The organism is Lysinibacillus sp. NPDC097287, from assembly GCF_044761695.1.
Classification (GTDB): domain Bacteria; phylum Bacillota; class Bacilli; order Bacillales_A; family Planococcaceae; genus Lysinibacillus.
Map to the genome: position 1 here is coordinate 65,349 of NZ_JBIWCX010000001.1, position 18,516 is coordinate 83,864.

Consider the following 18,516-nt stretch of genomic DNA (forward strand, 5'->3'; position numbering starts at 1 on the left):
ATGATTGCTCATGAGCCTTTTCTATTAGTCTACAATTATCCAATCTTCTGCTAACAAGTCACAAACAGTTGGTGTGAACATTGTGTAGCCCTCACCACGTACATTAATTAAAAAATAAGGGTTTAAGTTCTCGCCATCATGTTCACTTTGTCCAACAAGCTTTACATATAACTCGGCACCGCCCCAACCATCACGAATTACTTTCTCGCCTGCTTTTAAACGTGGTAATATCTCTTCAAATGTCATCTATTTTCATCCTTTAGCTCTGTCATAGGTAGCATTCTTTATCGAAGAAAGTATACTGGATTTTTACAAAGTTTACAACTTACGATTAATTATTCTTTAATGGAATTTTCACAATAGCTGTTGTCTCTAAATCATTTGTCGAACCAATAGAGATTTCCCCATCATATTTAAGTACAATTTCTTTTACGATAAATAATCCTTGCCCTCTTATCTTACCTTGCTCCGGTTTCTTTGTTGAAAAACCTTGTTTAAATATTTGATCCTTCTCAACAATAGTTGAACCTGTATTCATAACCTTAAATTCATACTGGTTATCATCCGCAGTGCAACAAATCGTTATTTTACGTTCACCCTCTGGTAATTCTATCGCTGCATCAATGGCATTATCAACTAAGTTCGATAATATTTTGATTAAATCCGTTGTTTTTATTTTATCAAATGAATCACGAGAAATCGTAAACTCCATATCAATATTATAATTTTGTGCAGCTAGTTTCTTTGTTTGCAATAATATAGACAGACCAGGATGATCTGTATTTAATTTTAGCGATTCAATTGTCTGAACTTCTTTAGACAGCGATGCTATGTATTTTTGTGCTCGTTCAATTTCTCCTAATTGGAGTAGCCCATGTAAAACTTGAATATGATTGGTGAAATCATGTCTTAATGAAGATACAGAAGTAATTAATGTTTTAATTTCTGCTTGGTACACATCTTCAGTGACCCCCACTTCCTTAGCTACTTCTTTTTGATACCATCTTTGCAAAACTAAAAAAGAGCCTACTACAACCAAAATAACTACACCATTAAAAACAAAAAGAAGGATATTATTTTTTAGCACTTTACCTTTGATTTCATCCAGTGTATTGGTACTAATATCAATAGCAAGGTAACCGATCATCTTCCCAACTTCATCCTTTATAGGTGCACCAACCGTTAAATAACTACCGTATCTTACATCTTCCATAGCTTTTGTTACAAATGTTTTTCCAACATAATAAGCTAGTGATATCTGTTCTTTTGGAATTATAGTCTCTTCACCTATCGGATAATCTTCAAACATATAATCATTTGGAGAGTAACCTACTACCATTGCTCTGGAAATCTTAGGATTATCAATTTTCAATGTATATACATATAAAGCACCTAGCTTTTCTCTTGCATCATTTAAGTATCTTCTAATTTCCCAATAATATTCGTTCCTACCTGGATTTTCTAAAAACTTCTTATAAGTTTCAATATCCATTGATGACGCAATGGATATTGCTGCTTCCAGACTTTGGTTTGCTATTGACTCCTCGACAGTCTTTTTCATCTTCACATAAGAGGTAAAGATATTTAAACTTGTAAATAACAATAATAAGACAATCGCTAACACTAAAATCAGCTTTATTTTACGGTTTTTCATATAAACTTGTACTTCCTCATCTTTTTTATTAAAAGGTTGGATAATCGCTTAAATTATCCGAATCTCATCTAGAACATTCATTTACTTATCGAAACTATATTAAGAAACTTCTATCTAAGAATACTATCATAATATAATAAATTTCAAAATAGAAAGCTTCCCACAGCAATTTGTAGGAAGCTTACTATCTTTTATTTAATTCAGTGGGATTTTTACAATGGCTGTCGTCTCTAAATCATTTGTCGAATCAATAGAAACTTCCCCATCATATTTACGCACAATTTCTTTTACAATAAATAAACCTTGCCCTCTTAACTTTCCTTGCTCAGCCCTCTTTGTTGAAAAACCTTGTTTAAATATTTGATCCTTCTCAACAATAGTTGGACCCGTATTCGTAACCTTAAATTCATACTGGTTATCATCCGCTGTACAACAAATCGTAATTTTTCGTTGCTCTTCAGGCAATTCAATTGTTGCATCAATAGCATTATCAACTAGATTCGATAGTATTTTGATTAAATCTGTTGTTTTTATTTTATCAAATGAATCACGAGAAATCGTGAAATCTACATTAATATTATTATTTTGTGCAGCTAATTTTTTGGTTTGTAATAATATAGACAAACCAGGATGATCTATATTCAATTTTAGAGATTGAATCGACTGAACTTCTTTAGATAGTGACGATAAGTACTTTTGTGCCCGATCCGACTCCCCTAATTGAAGTAGCCCATGAATTACTTGAATGTGATTGATAAAATCATGTCTTAATGAAGAAACAGAGGTGATCAAGGTTTTTATTTCTCCTAGATACATATCCTCAGTAACTCCTACCTCTTTTGCCATTTCTTTTTGATACCAGCTTTGCAAAAATAAAAATGAAACAATAACGAACAATATAAATACACCATTAAAAACTAGGTTCAACACATTATTTTCTAGAACTTTTCCTTTGATAACATTTAGTGTATTGACACCAATATCGATACCTAAATATGCAATAACCTGACCTGTTTCATCCTTTATCGGCGCTCCAACAGAAAGATAGGAGCCATAATTTTGATCCTCAATTACACCTGTTACAAATGTATCTCCTGCATAAGCTTTTCTAACCTGAGCTGCGGGAACTGTACAAACTTCACCAATAGTATAACTATCTATTAATTCTTCAGGGAAACCGTTTATCATTGCCTTTGAAACCACCGGATTATCAATTTCTAATGTATAGACATGTAAAGCACCCAGTTTTTCTCTTGCATCATTTAAGTAACTTCTTATTTCCCAGTAATATTCGTTCCTTACGGGATCTTTCAAAAATTGTTTATATGCTTCAGTATCTATAGCAGACGCTATAGAAATTGCTGACTCAAGACTTTGATTTGCGATTGATTCTTCGACCGTCTTTGTCATCTTCACATAAGAAGTAATGACATTTAAACTTGTGAATAATAATAATAAGACCATAGATAACACTAAAATAAGCTTTATTTTGCGATTTTTCATAAAACCTCGTACTTCCTTATCATTTTAATCCGAACGGTAGTTCATGTGAATTTCTTCTAACTATTCACTTGCAAATGAAGCAAAATCAATACTCTCTTCCTATCTCTAATATTATACTATAATAATCAACTAAATAACTTGTTTAATAGATAATCCTTTCTTGAAAAAAATTACATAACTAGCTCACTAATTAGCCAGACTCATTACTAAAGACTCATATCGTGTCGCTCGCAAGAAACTCAACAATAACTTAAGACCTTATTTATATCTATTTCTTACAAATTACCATAAAACATACGTACAATTTTACCCACTATTTGTACTTGCATGCATTTACACCTTAGACGGAGAATATTTTTGATAAAAAAGTTGAATACTCAACATCGTATAAAAAAACCTCATATTACATTTACTTAGAGATCCACTTTAACCTAAACACACACCCTAATTATTGGTAATTCAACAGTAAACGTATAAGAAAACTGCACCTCCAATTATTAGCTAATGTCTAACAGTTGGGGTGCAGTTCTCAATATCTTTATCATCTACATGGCTAAATAACCCATACGTTCAAACTACTTACTCTAAAAACTAATTTATTTTTAGCTTTTTTCTTTAGATTTGAACGTTTTACAGCACGTGTCAGAAGATTGATTGGCTTCTTCAGACATGCTGTGAAAGTCAAAGTCAGAAGCAAACTCTGTATTATTTTTTGTATTTGAGTGGTAATCCATATCGATTTTGATTTTTTCAGCCCCACAAATATTCCCTTTTGCATGGAAGATACAATTGGATACAGTACAGTTCACTTCTATATTTGGCATAAATTTCCTCCTTGTGATTTGATGTGTCTTGAAAAGTATCGATCAAAGAAATCATTACCGCATCAATACTCTTCATCATGTATTTTGTCCATTTCAAGATTTTTTATTTTAAAAACTTCTGCTTTTGCTTCCATACAAAAAAAGAACCTCCAATCCGAAGATTGAAGGTTAATTGTTTTTTCTATGATATTTTTGTATTCACTCAATGCATTAAGTAAATTATATATCTTATCTCTCTATTTCATCAGTAAATTTTTTTACTTTCAAAGATTTACTAAGTTCTGACTATTTTTCGCTTAGACCTAGCACCTGTGATGTTGAAGTATGCAATTCTTGTAATAACTCTGGGTTTTCTGCTAGTGACTTGCCATAAGAAGGAATCATTTCTTTTAATTTTGGTTCCCACTCTTTTACATGTTGCGGGAAGCATTTATTAATTACCTGAATCATAACGTGAACAGCAGTAGAAGCTCCTGGTGAAGCACCAAGTAATGCAGCAACTGAACCATCAGCGGCACTAACAACTTCCGTACCGAATTGAAGTGTTCCTTTACCGCCAGCTTCAGTATCTTTAATAACTTGTACACGTTGTCCAGCGACTACAATATCCCAATCATCGATATTTGCGTTCGGGATAAAGTCACGTAATTCATCCATACGTTGCTCTTTTGATAATAGAAGTTGTTGGATTAGGTATTTTGTTAAGCCCATCTCTTTAACACCCGCAGCTAATAATGTTGTGATATTATGCGGTTTTACAGAAGCGAATAAATCCATATTTGAACCTGTTTTTAAGAACTTTGGTGAGAAACCAGCGAACGGTCCAAATAGTAATGATTTTTTGCTATCGATATATCGTGTGTCAAGGTGTGGAACAGACATTGGTGGAGCACCAACTTTAGCTTTTCCGTAAACTTTTGCATGATGTTGCTCAGCAATCTCTGGCTTGTTACATACCAAAAATAGTCCGCTGATTGGGAATCCACCAATGTGTTTCCCTTCAGGAATACCTGTTTTTTGAAGTAATTCTAGGCTTCCTCCACCCGCTCCAAGGAAGACGAAATCTGCTGTATGATATTCCATTTTACAGCCATCAATATCGTGTACTTTAAGTTCCCATTTGTCTTCTTTCGTACGGTTAATCGCTTGGACAGTATGTTTGTAGTTAATTTCAACATTTTTAGTTTCTAAGTAGTCAATTAACATACGTGTTAAAGCACCGAAGTTAACATCCGTACCTTCGTCTACTTTTGTTGCCGCAATCGCTTCTCCTGCTGGACGGTTTTCCATAATAAGCGGAATCCATTTTTTCAATGTTTCCGGATCATTAGAAAATTCCATGTCTTTGAACAACGGATTTTTTGACATTGCTTCAAAACGATTCTTTAAAAACGCTACATTGCTATCACCTTGTACCATACTGATATGAGGTATTGGCATGATGAAGTCTTGTGGATTATTGATTAGGTTACTATTTACAAGATAAGACCAAAACTGCTTTGAAAGTTGGAATTGTTCATTAACATTAATCGCTTTGCTAATATCAACTGTACCATCCGGTTTTTCAGATGTGTAGTTCAGCTCGCACAACGCAGCGTGTCCCGTTCCTGCATTATTCCATTCATTTGAACTTTCTTCCCCAGCTTTTTCAAGCGACTCAAACACTTTGATATTCCATTCTGGTGCTAATTCTTTTAGCATTGATCCCAAAGTAGCGCTCATAATTCCAGCACCAATTAAAATAACTTCTGTTTTTTTATGTTTGTTGCTCATTTTAACCTTCCTTATCCCCTTATATTTGCAAAAAAGATGTAGGCGCTTCCACCATAGTCATCACAGCAAGCCAAAGTGCACCCAGTCACACAACTTCTTTGTATCAATTATAAACTTCTACTAGTCTATCACAATTGTTTAAAGATTAAAATATCAACTGTTATATGATAGATAAAAGCTCGATAAAACTAGTAAAAAGTGAATAGTCCGTCCAAAAGACACTAAAAACACACAAAAAAAATAAATCCCCCTCTTGCTTTTTTGCGAGAGTTACGACTTTTGTTTACATCATATTTATTTGTCTCCACAAGTTTAACTGCAATATAATCCCCTGCTTCTGGTCCTATCCGTCACTTTTAGATTTTCTCCGTCTGTTCATCAATTTTATCCGTCACTTTGAACATTTTATCCGTCAGTTCAATGATTCTATCCGTCTCGCCTTATTATTATTTCACCACGCACAAAAAACCCCTTACACGTAAGGGGCTCTACAAACTATAATTTTAATGGACTGCCATTTGAGATAGTACATGTGCTTTCTGATGTAAAGCATTATTGCCATGGCGTACATGTAGAAAATGAATGTCTAATTTACTTTTAAATGCTTGAACTGTTTGATAATATGTCTTCCGCGCACCCTGTGTTTGCTCCTTCTCCTGGATAGAAATAACACCTTCGCAATCATAAATAATATGAACCGTTTTCATATCATTACTGTAAGCCCATTCTAGAGCGCGTAAACAGGCCATCAATTCGGCACCGATATTATGTAGTTTATTGAACTCCTCATCAAAAACATAGCCAAACGTTTTAAATAACGGCTCAGTTTTCATTGGTGCAAAACCTATGACTCCATACTTCCCACGACTATTTTTGTAGCTGCCATCTATATAGATAACTACTTCCGTATTTTGTTTAGTCACTTTCTTCGCTTTGTTGGCAACCGTTTCTTTTGGTTTAGTTGATTTTAATGAATTCACAGAAGATACTTTATTGGTTTCTAGCCATTGATAGGCAGTTTTTTCACATGAAAACTTTTTGCCAATGGTCTTTTTCTTGCCTTTTACTCTATTTAGATATTCATGAAATGAAAGCACAATCCCCGAAAACTCTGGACCAAAGACTGCATATATAGCTTCCTTCTTAACTGTCAATTGAATTACCCCCAACTCCAATAAATTACTAACTATCTCTTTACCTATAATATATGACCCTTCACATACCAATCATGCATGGCAACAGCTAAGTAGCTCCATTATTTCTTTATATTATCAAGATAAGACAATCAGATCCTTACTGACATAAGTATTTACTCCGGGACGCAACGTCAAAATAAACAACCAGTCCCTGGTGAAATACCGGGAACTGGCTGTTGTTTTCTTACTTATTCGCTTCATATACTTTCAATAACTTACCTTTGATTGTCGTTTTCTTCATGTTTTTTAAGACGATAGGTCCTTTATTATTTAGTATTTCTACATAAGTAAACGTATCTGTAATTGTTATGATGCCGATATCCTCGACTGTTACGCCACCTATTTTGGCAATCGTTCCAACGAAATCTACAGCTCTCAGCTTCTTTTTCTTACCACCATTAAAGTATAGCTTCATGATTTGCTCGTTCAGCTTTTCACTTTTTGCCTTTTTCAATGCTGGTTCAATATCCATTTTCGCTTCAAAAGCAGCTTTCTTTTTCGAAGCCTCTTCTTCAGTAGGCGCTACTTTGTTAGGAATTTTAAAACCAATATAGTCTTCAATTTCACTTAAAAAACGATCTTCAAATGGTGTTACAAGTGTGATTGCTTTCCCTTGTAGACCTGCTCGTCCCGTTCTTCCAGTACGATGCACGTAGCTTTCTTTCTCTAAAGGTAAATCATAGTTGATGACATGCGTGATGTTATCAATATCAATCCCGCGAGCGGCTACATCTGTGGCAACTAAATAGCGGAAATCGCCTCTTTTAAAATCATTCATCACTTCAAGGCGAGCATCCTGTACCATACCGCCATGAATTTTATCGCAGCTATAGCCGAAATTGATTAACTGCTCACATAATGTATCGACTCTATCCTTTGTGCGGCAAAAGATGATACAGCTATCTGGATTTTCAACAATCGTCACGTTACGCAGCACAGATAGTTTTTGTTCTTCTTCCACTACGTAAAGTGAATGATCGATTTTATCGGTCGTTAACCCTGTAGCCTTTATCTCTACATCAGTCGGTGTTTTCATATATTTAAGCGCTAAGTCTTTCACCTTTTCAGGCAACGTAGCTGAAAACAACATTGTTACACGATTTTGAGGTACTTGTTTAATGATAGATTCGACTTGCTCGATGAAGCCCATGTTCAGCATTTCGTCTGCCTCATCAATGACAAGATAACGAATTTTGTCTAAGACCAGTGTGCCTCTTTCAATATGATCTAGCATACGTCCTGGCGTACCAACAACCACATGTGTTTTTTGCTTTAGTTCTGTTTTTTGAATAGCAATTGGCTGTTTTCCATAAACCGCTGTTGCCTTAATGCGTTTAAATCGCCCGATATTCGTAAAATCCTCTTTTACTTGAACTGCAAGTTCTCTTGTCGGTGTTAACACTAACGCTTGTGGTTTGTTTTCTAGCCAATCAACGGCTTCACAAATCGGTATGCCATACGATGCTGTTTTCCCACTACCTGTTTGTGATTTTACAACAAGGTCCTTTTTTTCTAATGCTAACGGAATGACTTTGCTTTGAACTTCTGTTGGTTGTGTATATTCTAAGCGATCTAGTGCCATTATTATTTCATTACTTAATGTATAATCCTTAAATCCATTTTTACTCATTACGAAGCCTCTTTTATTTTCATTTGTTTTTTACTATTTTCGAAAAATGAATTCCTAACATAGACTCTTATTATACATAGCAATGAGAATAATAACTACTCTCGAAGTTGAGGCAATTATCTAATTACTATTCACCCGTATCATGAATAGATGAATTGTGACATGTATATAATGCAATTTAACGTTACCTATACTCTACGCAAAAAGAAGGATGTTAAATTGAAAAATAAGCGGATTATTATAGCTTTCAGTGTATTGGTTGCCTTTTTAAATTTGTTCGACGGTATTGCTACTAATTATGGCTTAATGAACAATATGATAGAAGAATTAAATCCACTTATGAAATTTTTTGCAGCGACTAGTCCAAACTTATTCATTTGTATAAAAATTGTTCTTTCAATTTTGATTTTATTGGCATCCTATTTAGTATATAAGAAAAGCAAAGAAAAATTCCAAATACTATTTCTATATTCTTTAGTAGGCGTTTCTGTTATGTATCTAGGGATATTTGGTATGCATATCTTTTGGCTGTCTTTGCTATAAAACGAATCGGATTTATTTCGTTGTCGGGCGTGAGCTAGATCTCCTCTTCTACCTGTGCTTTATATTAAAATAAAATTATTCTAGAACAGGTTTTGGTGCTGCATCTTATTTCTCACGTCTAATTTTTCGTGAAAAATATGAAATAAATATGGTTTATGTGATTTATAGAATGAATGTACGCAAACTGTTTTAAATATTCTGCCAATGATACGATTCCCTTTGAAAGCGTTATCAATTAGCTTTATCCATACAAAGGGGGAAAATAAATGTTATCAACATTCAACTGGAAAAAATGGGGCAGTGTTTTAGCCAGTGGGGCATTAGTTCTTAGTCTGGCAGCATGTGGTGGATCTAGTTCCTCATCTGAAGCAGATGACAATAACAAAGAGAAAGTAGCTTATCCTGAGAAACCTTTTACCATTAATGCTCCATCAGGGGCTGGTGGTGGCCTCGATACGACCGCACGCTCATTAACGAAAGTCTTAGCTGACACAGGGTTAGTCACGCAAGCGATCACTGTTGAAAACAAACCAGGCGGTGGTCAAGCCGTTGGTATTGCTGATTTTATGAACCAAGATTCGAAAGACCCTTATCGTCTGTATCTACCTTCCGTTCCGTTAATTATTAATAACTTAAAGAAAGAAGGAAATAGCCCTTACTCTTATAAGGATTTAACACCGCTAGCACAGCTAACAAAGGATTATGGTGCAATTGTGGTACCCGCTGATTCTAAATACAAGGATTTACAATCTTTATTTGAAGATTTAAAGTCAAATCCCGATAGTCTTTCATTAGCAGGTGGCTCTGCTCCTGGCTCTCAAGATCACCTAGTAGCAATGTTACCGGCCGTAAAAGCTGGTGTAGATGCAACGAAAATTAAGTTCATCTCATATGATGGTGGCGGTGAGGCTATGACAGCTTTGATTGGCGGTCATGCAGAAGTTCTTGCTACTGACATTTCTGGCACAGGAGAATATTTAAAAGCTGGAAAAATCCGAGTACTTGGTGTGTCCTCACCCGAAAGACTCACAGGCATTTTTGCAGATATTCCTACCTATAAAGAAGCAGGAATTGATGCAGAATTCACTATTTGGCGTGGGCTGTTCGGTCCAAAAGAAATGCCAGACTATGCAGTAGATTTTTGGGATGAAACATTAACAGAAATGACCCAAACACCTGAATGGGAAACTGCTCTAGAAACAAATGGTTGGGAGAACGGTTATAAAAACTCTGAAGAATTTGCTGGATTTTTAGCAGAGCAAGAAATTTTGATACAAGAAATTTTAGAATCCCTGAATATGCAAAAATAATATTAGATTACAAGTACTCTAATTTAATCAGAAGAGCAGAGGTTACTCTTCTCTTTTTTATCTATACTAAAGGAGAAATAAAAAATGAATGATAAAACAAAATCAATCAAACAAAAAGTACAGCAGCAATTTAGCCAACATGCACAAAGTTATGTCACTAGTAGCACGCATGCAAAAGGATCAGACCTAACTCTTTTACAAGATTGGCTAGAGGTGAATTCCACATCTATCGTACTTGATATTGCCACTGGTGGGGGTCATGTCGTAAAAGCTTTAGCCCCTCATGTGGCAGAAGTAGTAGCGACAGACTTAACTTATCAAATGCTTGAAGCAGCAAGAAGCCATTTAAACTCATCTGCATCTAATATTTTTTACGTAATAGCAGATGCAGAGTCGCTGCCATTTTTAGAAAATACGTTTGATGCAGTCACATGTAGGATTGCCCCACACCATTTTCCAAATCCAAACATTTTTATTAAGGAAGTTTCCCGTGTTCTAAAACCGGGCGGTAAATTTATTCTTATCGATAATATTGCTCCAGAAGAGAAGATATTGGATGAGTTCGTCAATCTGTTGGAAAAGTTACGTGATGTCAGCCATGTGCGCAGCTACTCCGTACAAGAATGGACAACATGGATTGAACAAGCTGACTTAACTTTAGTAAAATCAGAACATCGTAAAAAAACATTTAACTATCCTGATTGGGTTAGCCGGACAACAACTTCCGAAGAACAAATTAATACAGTGGACACCCATTTGCTTTACGCTAGCAAAGCAATCCAAGACTACTTTTCGATAGAATCAACCGACGGCAATTTACAATCCTTTACCATAGATGAATGGATGGCACTTATAGAAAAAAAATAAAAAAATAGGATGTAAGTTGACCTTAACAGTCGCTAACATCCTTTTTTCTATTCCTACTTTTTTCGATACCTACGTTCCGGCCTACCAATCGTTCCGTATGAAATTTCCACTTCCATCTCATCATTTGCTACTAAATATTCAAGATAACGCCTTGCAGTAGAGTGACTCGCTCCAAAAACTTTCGCCAATTCCTCCGCATTTATACTTACCTTTGTTTTTTCCATACTTTGTCTGACCTTTTTTAACGTATGTTTGTCGATACCTTTTGGCAAACTTCCTACTTTTTCGGTTTTCACAACTAGCTCTTCACGACTGTTTATTCTAAAAAAACTGTTAACATCATCTTGCTCAACAGTTGTTAGATTTAATAATGTTAATCTCGTTTCTTTATATTTTTCTAGCGTATCCAAAAACTTATCAATTATAATGGGCTTCATAAGATAACTGAAAGCACCGCCTCTAATCGCCTCACTAACAGTATCAACATCATTGGCTGCAGTTATCAAAATGACATCTACACCCCTGTGCTTTTTTCTAATTTCCCATAATAAATCAGTACCTTTTATATCAGGAAGAAATACGTCAAGTAAAATCAGATCTGGCGTAAAAACATTAATTAACTCTATTGCCTGTTTTCCTGTACTCGTGGTTGCTACTACCTGAAATCCTTCGACCTTATGTGTAAAATTTTCATAAATCTTGATGGCGATTTCATCATCTTCTATTATCATTACATGAATAGGACGATTCGTCATGTTCTCTCTCCCTTATACCATTTTCTTTGGAATAACAATTGTAAATCGAGCTCCACCAGAATCACTGGTAGACAAATAGATTTCTCCATTCATTAGATCTATTGTATTTTTAGCAATGGCTAGGCCTAGTCCGTGATTCTCTCCAACCTTTGTCGTAAAGCCCTCCGTATATATTTTTTCATGCCACTTCTCTGGAACACCATTCCCATTGTCTTCGATATCAAAAATCAATTCGCTCCCAATGTCAGTAAACGATACCTTGACATTTGCTTGTTCTCCTTTAGCGTTGCTTGCCGCTTCCATGGCATTATCGATGACATTTCCAAGAACTGTAACAAATAATTTAGGGCTAAATGATTCTGGGACTTGCGCCAAATTACTCTCCTCATCAATTTCTAGTAGTACTTTCAATTCCTTTGAACGATTGATTTTCCCAAGAAGGCAAGCTGCAATAAATGGGTCTTTTACAGAAGAAGTTAAAAACACAACAAAATCCTGACGTTCTTTCACTTCATCTGAGATCAGCTCTTTTGCTTCATCATATTGCTCTAATGAAATTAACCCATATATCGTATTTAACCTATTTAAATATCCATGATTTTGGGCTCGAATATTATCAGAAATACTCTTAATCTGTGAGACTTCTTTTGTTAGCTGTTCAATTTCCGATGTTGGCCGGATCGTCAAAACTACTCCGCTTGTCTGTTCTCTTTGTATAATTGGTGCAGCATCTACCATGTATAGCTGGTGACCAAACAAATACTTTTGATTGATTAGACTTTGTTTTGTTAGAATAACAGATTCAATCAATTTAATTAGCCGACTATCAACTACTCTGCCCCCCCTCTCAACTTGGTCGCCTTGCAGTAATTCTCTTGCTCTTTTATTGATTGAAGTAATGACATAATTTTTATTCACACCTATAGTAGCATCTCTTATCGATTCGATCGTTGCCTCTTTTTCCTTAAATAAAAACGAAATTTCTTCCGGTTCCAGGTTAAAAATTAATTTTTTCACTCTTCTTGCGATGATAATTGCCCCAATAATACCAATAAATATAATAACGACAGAAAATTCGAATAACTTTAAACGGTACTCGTTCATTCTTACTTCCACTTCATCTGTTAAAAAACCTACGGATGATACACCAACAATCACTCCATTTTTATAAATAGGCGTTTTGGCTTTAATCGCTTCACCTGATATACCAGTACCTTCATAAATAACAGAAGCACCCTCTTCAAACACTTTACGGTTACTCGTCCCCATTGTTTTCCCGATGTTTTCTGTTTCATGATGAGAATAACGGTTATTGTCGGTATTCCCAATCACCACATACCCTGCACCAGTTGATTTACGTATCTCCTCGGCTATAGGTTGAATCGTTAAAGAAGGCTCAGGATCATCAAAGGCCTCTATAATTACATCCTTTTGTGCTACCATCTTTGCCACTGTCATCGCTTGATTGCCGAGTGATTTCTTTGTAATATCATCAATCATCGAAGAAAAGATAACGCTTACAGAAAGGACTGTGATCAAAACAATAATAGAAATAAATCCAATTAATTGAATAAGTAATGTAGGTTGTTTAAATCTATTCTTCAACTATTAAACCCACTTTCTAAACAGGTAGTTTTATTCTATCGATGATTTCATAATTTGTCATATATCTCCATTAACCTTTAAAATCCGTCTCTTTGTCAATAGATTTAGGAAATTTATCAATGAAGTGTTATTACAATTAGAGTATGTATATTCTTTAAATGAAAGTAATTTTAGAGGATAATGGATACGTTCTAAAAAACAAAACAATGGCATCAAGACAAAAGTATGACTACATTTTCCCACAATGCGTAACATACTAAGATATGACGACGATACAACTAAATCCTAAAGGAGCTCAACTACCCATGAAACATATCATTTTTGATTTTGATGGCACACTAGCCAATTCTACACAGGTTTTTATGTCTGCGTGGAATACCTTAGCCGATAAATATCATTATAAAAAGATTAAGCTCGATGAATTAGAATCTCTGAAAAAATTATCCATCATGGAGCGTAGTAAATTATTTAACTTTCCAATGTATAAAATGCCCATCTTTATTCCTCAATTTTATCGGTTATACCGCCAATCCATAAAGGATGTCCACCTTATTGATGGCATGAAAGACTTGTTAATAGAGCTCAAAAAGAAAGGTTACACAATCAGCATCATCTCTTCTAATGATCAAGAAAATATTTTAGAATTTTTAAAATTGAACAAAATTGACACTGTCACAAATGTAATTTGCTCTAGTCGTATTTTTGGCAAAGATAAAATTATTCATAAATACTTAAAAGATCAACATTTGAAGCCTTCAGAGGTGATATATGTTGGTGACGAGCAACGAGACATTGTTGCCTGTAAGAAGGTTGGTATCCCAATTATTTGGGTTAGCTGGGGGTATGATGCTATTGAAGTCGTTCGCTCCGAAAAACCGGACTACAAAGTGTATGCCCCAGCTGAAATTTTGGACATAGTCTAGCACAGCTACTAGACTATGCGTAAATTTTCAGCTTTATTGTAGAATCTATTCTGTGCCATGACTGGAATCTTGAAATCCATCACTACTTTCTTTACTTTAGTTTTCATCTACTACTCCTTCAAATATCATGTCTATCCTATTATTTCAGGTATCTTGATTAACTAATTTTCACCACTTTTATTAAAGTGGTAGGTTGATATCCTCTACGGTATGCTCACTTTCACTTATAAAACATTAGCTCCCATCGCTACGCTCCGAGCATTGTCTCGTTTCTCTTTTATTTCCCGCTGAAGTCGAGACTCCTTCGGCCGACAAAACTGAAAATATTTTTATCAGTATAATTTATTTATTATGAAAATATATAGATATAAAGTATAGTTAATGAATTTTCTCGGTCCTCTTTAGTGCGAGATTCTACCAGCATTACACAATATTGCAGGGAATCATTCATATCTTATGTACGACAGGATATGGAACGTTTTCCAGAGTACAAAACAAAAATTATTATTATAAAAAAACTTAAAAATAGTGTTATTTTGCATTTGGTATTTCCATTTAGGGTCTTGTTGATTAGAGACATTACCTTTTTTGTTGTTGGAAGAAAAAAAATCAGTAGATTGTATTTATTAATATTTCGATATAATGGTATTACTATTGAGAAGGATAATTTAGGAAGAAAAGAAATTAGAAAAGAGATGTATAATTCAATGAACGATATCCAGCAACTATTTCAAAGCGAAGATGGCAACAAGGAACAAAGAAACGCTATCTTACACCAAATTGAAAAGATTTTAACAGCAATGGATTTATTAAAGAATCCAAATAAAGCCTTTCTAGGCGAAAAGAAAGTATATTCTCCAACACTTTACCTAGACTTCATGGAAAATTCTACTGTTCCCACTACTGGTTCATCATTAGATATGGTGGTTGAAGAACTTACTGAATTGATGCAGGGCCATCCTTACGTGTCACATAATTTCGTGTCAAATGTAATGCCAATGGCAAGTGTTCCAGGCATATTAGGTATGCTGACAACTACCTTACTCAATGGGAACAATTTATGGGATGTATATGGACCTGCTGGTGCAGAGTGTGAAGTAAAAGTCATTTCTATGATGTCTAAGCTTGTTGGCTATGATTTCACAAAAAGCTATGGTTACACAACATGGGGAGGACAAGGTGCCGTGTTTAGTGGTTTACGATTAGCAATTGCCAAGCAATTCCCTCATGCCAAAGAAGAAGGTGTGCCGAACAATTTATATTGCTTTGCTTCAGAAAATGCACATTATAGCTTACTGAAATCTGTTGAAGCTGTAGGCATTGGTAGTAACAATTTGATCCGCATTAAAGCTGACAAAGACCTTACTATGGATATGGAAGATTTACAAGCGCGACTTGAAGAAGTAATCGCAAAAGGCGGTATCCCTGTCTATATCTTAGCAACTACAGGAGCAACAGACCATTTCGCTATTGATGATGTTTCAATCATTAAGAAAATCGCAACAGAGATTGAAGAAAAGCACCAATTAAAACCAATCCACATCCATGCTGATTCAGCATTAGGCGGTTTTTATGCATTCTTTAATGACTATGATTATACGCTAAACCCACTTCACTTTGAAGCGGACGTTTTTGAAGGCTTACAACAAATTACTGAAAAAATGAGACATATATCGTTAGCTGATTCGCTATGCTTCGACTTCCAAAAACTGGGGCAAACACCGTATTTAACGAGCTTATTTTTAGTAAAGGATGGTCAAAGCCTTGGTTTACTAGATTTAGATGATTTTGAGACGCCGTATGTAGGGAATCGTGGCTATGGGTCATACCATACAGGTTACACACTTGAATGCTCTCGTATGGGTAGTTCAATTACAATTTATGCTGCATTACAAGCATTTGGGAAAGAGGGATACCAAAAAATTCTTGCTAACTATGTAAGAGTGAATGTCGCTTTCCGAAAGCAATTGAAGCAGTCAAACCTACCTCTTGAGGTTGTCAACCCACACAATATAGGACCAGTTACAGTATTCCGTTATTACCCTACTGGCTTTGATTGGGACAAAGAACAAGGCGGTCTTATGACAAAAGAACAAATTACCCATGTAAACCAATTAAACAATCAACTATTTGAAATATTAGGAGAAAATCGAGATACTGTATTCTTTGGCGATACGACACGTATTTGCACAGTAAAAGCGCAAGATACAAATGATTTTGTACCTGTTGCTGCAGCAAAGGTGTTCTCAATCTCACCTTATACAGAAGTTAAGCATATTCCAACTATTATCGAATCACTCGAATACGGTTTGAAGCATTTACAACCTGTCGCAACTGTTTCAATGTAGCACATCACCACACACAGATATTGAATGTTAACTGCTGCTATCCAAATCCACGATATCTGCTGTGTGCCGTGCAAACGGCCAAAGTTCACAATTAGCGGCGACAGACTAAAAAACACATTGTTTCTATTAAGTAAAAGTCCACTTTTGCAGTAAATGACATATCTTGTAGCTAGAAAAACTTAGAAGATCGTGCTGAAACATTCAATTTTGCCGGTACTGCATTCAGCATTATGTATCAATCGATTAATGAACTGTCCATCCGAACTATAAATAATTGATTCTTATGTACGCAAGGCTGTTGTAAAAAGTCAGTGAAAAGTGACTTTCTACAACAGCCTTTATTATTTTTGTTTATAGTAATTAAAATCTGCATACATCAGGCCTTGAGGAGTTGATTTCCGTTCCGGCTAGGACGCTAATTCCCCAAGGCTCACCCAGCTTTCACTCTAACAACAAGCATTCTAATTCGTACTTTAAACAAATATCGTCCTAGACTTTTGATTATGAGAAAACCAACATCTTTTCTACCAATTACTATTTTTAGCTTACTGGGGCTTCTTTAAAATCTCTTCATATCTCTCCGATGTCCTTACTTCCACTGTCAGAAAGTCTTTACCGTAGATTGCCTTGATTAAAAATGGAACGTCGCTAGTATTTTGAAATCTGAAGTCCAATCCACCATACGATACGGTGGCATCTCTTCCTTTTGGTACATAACCTATATCTAATGAATGGTGGTGTCTTTCTACCATTTTAATAGGTACCTGATCGACTGCATTGAAAAGTGTTGAGGAGGTTTGGCAAATACCTCCCCCAATGCCCATCACTACTTTTTTATTGATGATTTCAGGCGCAGGTTGATAGCCATTCGCCTCATCTCTTGGACCTACTACTGTATTAAAGGAGAATTGATCGCCACTGCCAACGATGACGTTATTAATAGCTTGTGCTGACAGCTCAATGTTTTTGTTTCTGCCAGCGTCCGTAGTGTTAAAATACGTTGTATAGGAGGCAACGACTACGTCTTCTAAGTAAGGAATATCTTCTAAATAATAGCCGCTTTCTGTGACATACAAGGGCATTTCAACATTCCCGCCAGTTCCTGATACAGCGAGAATCTTCTCCACCAATTCACTTTCTTTTAAAAGAATCATTGGACTTCCTTTAATGATTTGTCCTTTTTCATCCATCCGATCAAGCACCATTCGCTGATCATAACCCGCTTCTGTGTCAGTCCCTCTCGCTAACTCTTTTGCTAATTGTTCAATTTTCTTTTTATACGTTTCAAAGTCCTCATCATAACCTAGGTCTTGCGGCGATAGCGTGTGTATGATTTCCAATGTATTTGGATCGACGATATTGACGACTTCTTGTGTATCTACTTCGTAGGTAACTGGCTTCTTTATTTCCTCGATTTGTTGTGCCGAGTCGTTTATTTTTTGCTCTTTCTCTGATTTCCCCTGACATCCTGCTAATCCAATTGCACTTACTAAACAAAGTGTAGCCATCCATTTTTTCTTCACTCTCGAACACCTACCTCTAAGGTACTTCTTCAGACACATCTTATTCGTCTATATATCGTAGT

The 18,516-nt window shown here is 35.4% G+C and carries 15 protein-coding genes; 5 read left to right on the forward strand and 10 right to left on the reverse strand.

The window, feature by feature from the left end; genetic code table 11:
• Nucleotides 1-24: 24 nt before the first annotated feature.
• The 7 genes from ACIQ2D_RS00300 to ACIQ2D_RS00330 all read right to left on the reverse strand — a co-directional run bounded on the left by ACIQ2D_RS00300 (nt 25) and on the right by ACIQ2D_RS00330 (nt 8,580).
• Entirely contained in the window at nt 25-246 is a 222-nt protein-coding gene (locus ACIQ2D_RS00300) for a DUF2829 domain-containing protein (RefSeq protein WP_402857666.1), read from the reverse strand.
• An 85-nt stretch (nt 247-331) separates the two neighbouring features.
• Nucleotides 332-1,654, reverse strand: a complete 1,323-nt coding sequence (locus ACIQ2D_RS00305; RefSeq protein WP_402857669.1) for a Spo0B domain-containing protein — start codon at nt 1,652-1,654, stop codon at nt 332-334.
• 195 nt (nt 1,655-1,849) lie between these two features.
• Nucleotides 1,850-3,157 carry a sensor histidine kinase gene (locus ACIQ2D_RS00310; RefSeq protein WP_402857672.1) on the reverse strand — a complete coding sequence of 436 codons (1,308 nt, stop codon included), beginning with the start codon at nt 3,155-3,157 and terminating at the stop codon, nt 1,850-1,852.
• Between the two features lie 602 nt (nt 3,158-3,759).
• Nucleotides 3,760-3,981 carry a DUF1540 domain-containing protein gene (locus ACIQ2D_RS00315; protein ID WP_402857675.1) on the reverse strand — a complete coding sequence of 74 codons (222 nt, stop codon included), beginning with the start codon at nt 3,979-3,981 and terminating at the stop codon, nt 3,760-3,762.
• Between the two features lie 285 nt (nt 3,982-4,266).
• The gene (locus tag ACIQ2D_RS00320) at nt 4,267-5,769 is read right to left on the reverse strand and encodes a malate:quinone oxidoreductase (RefSeq protein WP_402859160.1); all 1,503 of its coding nucleotides are present in this window, start codon (nt 5,767-5,769) and stop codon (nt 4,267-4,269) included.
• Nucleotides 5,770-6,257: 488 nt separating this feature from the next.
• Entirely contained in the window at nt 6,258-6,908 is a 651-nt protein-coding gene (locus ACIQ2D_RS00325; protein ID WP_402857678.1) for a reverse transcriptase-like protein, read from the reverse strand.
• Nucleotides 6,909-7,134: 226 nt separating this feature from the next.
• On the reverse strand, nt 7,135-8,580 hold the full coding sequence (locus ACIQ2D_RS00330; protein ID WP_402857681.1) for a DEAD/DEAH box helicase: 1,446 nt from the start codon (nt 8,578-8,580) through the stop codon (nt 7,135-7,137).
• A gap of 219 nt (nt 8,581-8,799) precedes the next feature.
• Between ACIQ2D_RS00330 and ACIQ2D_RS00335 the strand changes: the two genes are divergently transcribed.
• From ACIQ2D_RS00335 to ACIQ2D_RS00345, 3 genes are all read left to right on the forward strand, one after another.
• On the forward strand, nt 8,800-9,123 hold the full coding sequence (locus ACIQ2D_RS00335) for a DUF5658 family protein (RefSeq protein WP_402857684.1): 324 nt from the start codon (nt 8,800-8,802) through the stop codon (nt 9,121-9,123).
• A gap of 266 nt (nt 9,124-9,389) precedes the next feature.
• On the forward strand, nt 9,390-10,433 hold the full coding sequence (locus ACIQ2D_RS00340) for a tripartite tricarboxylate transporter substrate binding protein (protein ID WP_402857687.1): 1,044 nt from the start codon (nt 9,390-9,392) through the stop codon (nt 10,431-10,433).
• An 84-nt stretch (nt 10,434-10,517) separates the two neighbouring features.
• Nucleotides 10,518-11,300, forward strand: coding sequence for a class I SAM-dependent methyltransferase (locus ACIQ2D_RS00345; RefSeq protein WP_402857690.1), 783 nt, complete (start codon nt 10,518-10,520; stop codon nt 11,298-11,300).
• Between the two features lie 53 nt (nt 11,301-11,353).
• Here ACIQ2D_RS00345 and ACIQ2D_RS00350 read toward each other — a convergent pair whose 3' ends face one another.
• Both ACIQ2D_RS00350 and ACIQ2D_RS00355 read right to left on the reverse strand, forming a co-directional pair.
• Nucleotides 11,354-12,055: a response regulator gene (locus ACIQ2D_RS00350; RefSeq protein WP_402857693.1), complete on the reverse strand. Its 702-nt coding sequence runs from the start codon at nt 12,053-12,055 to the stop codon at nt 11,354-11,356.
• Between the two features lie 12 nt (nt 12,056-12,067).
• A complete protein-coding gene (locus tag ACIQ2D_RS00355; RefSeq protein ID WP_402857695.1) occupies nt 12,068-13,660 on the reverse strand; it encodes a sensor histidine kinase in 1,593 nt (530 codons plus the stop codon).
• Nucleotides 13,661-13,965: 305 nt separating this feature from the next.
• Between ACIQ2D_RS00355 and ACIQ2D_RS00360 the strand changes: the two genes are divergently transcribed.
• On the forward strand, nt 13,966-14,583 hold the full coding sequence (locus ACIQ2D_RS00360) for an HAD-IA family hydrolase (protein ID WP_402857698.1): 618 nt from the start codon (nt 13,966-13,968) through the stop codon (nt 14,581-14,583).
• 707 nt (nt 14,584-15,290) lie between these two features.
• A complete protein-coding gene (locus ACIQ2D_RS00365) occupies nt 15,291-16,931 on the forward strand; it encodes a pyridoxal phosphate-dependent decarboxylase family protein (RefSeq protein ID WP_402857700.1) in 1,641 nt (546 codons plus the stop codon).
• Nucleotides 16,932-17,476: 545 nt separating this feature from the next.
• Here the strand turns inward: ACIQ2D_RS00365 and ACIQ2D_RS00370 are convergent.
• Nucleotides 17,477-18,454: a VanW family protein gene (locus ACIQ2D_RS00370; protein WP_402857703.1), complete on the reverse strand. Its 978-nt coding sequence runs from the start codon at nt 18,452-18,454 to the stop codon at nt 17,477-17,479.
• Nucleotides 18,455-18,516 lie beyond the last annotated feature (62 nt).

Coding starts and splice junctions, on each gene's coding strand:
- ACIQ2D_RS00300 (WP_402857666.1), bottom strand. CDS start 246: ATGACATTTGAAGAGATATTACCACGTTTAAAAGCAGGCGAGAAAGTA.
- ACIQ2D_RS00305 (WP_402857669.1), bottom strand. CDS start 1,654: ATGAAAAACCGTAAAATAAAGCTGATTTTAGTGTTAGCGATTGTCTTA.
- ACIQ2D_RS00310 (WP_402857672.1), bottom strand. CDS start 3,157: ATGAAAAATCGCAAAATAAAGCTTATTTTAGTGTTATCTATGGTCTTA.
- ACIQ2D_RS00315 (WP_402857675.1), bottom strand. CDS start 3,981: ATGCCAAATATAGAAGTGAACTGTACTGTATCCAATTGTATCTTCCAT.
- ACIQ2D_RS00330 (WP_402857681.1), bottom strand. CDS start 8,580: ATGAGTAAAAATGGATTTAAGGATTATACATTAAGTAATGAAATAATA.
- ACIQ2D_RS00340 (WP_402857687.1), top strand. CDS start 9,390: ATGTTATCAACATTCAACTGGAAAAAATGGGGCAGTGTTTTAGCCAGT.
- ACIQ2D_RS00345 (WP_402857690.1), top strand. CDS start 10,518: ATGAATGATAAAACAAAATCAATCAAACAAAAAGTACAGCAGCAATTT.
- ACIQ2D_RS00350 (WP_402857693.1), bottom strand. CDS start 12,055: ATGACGAATCGTCCTATTCATGTAATGATAATAGAAGATGATGAAATC.
- ACIQ2D_RS00360 (WP_402857698.1), top strand. CDS start 13,966: ATGAAACATATCATTTTTGATTTTGATGGCACACTAGCCAATTCTACA.
- ACIQ2D_RS00365 (WP_402857700.1), top strand. CDS start 15,291: ATGAACGATATCCAGCAACTATTTCAAAGCGAAGATGGCAACAAGGAA.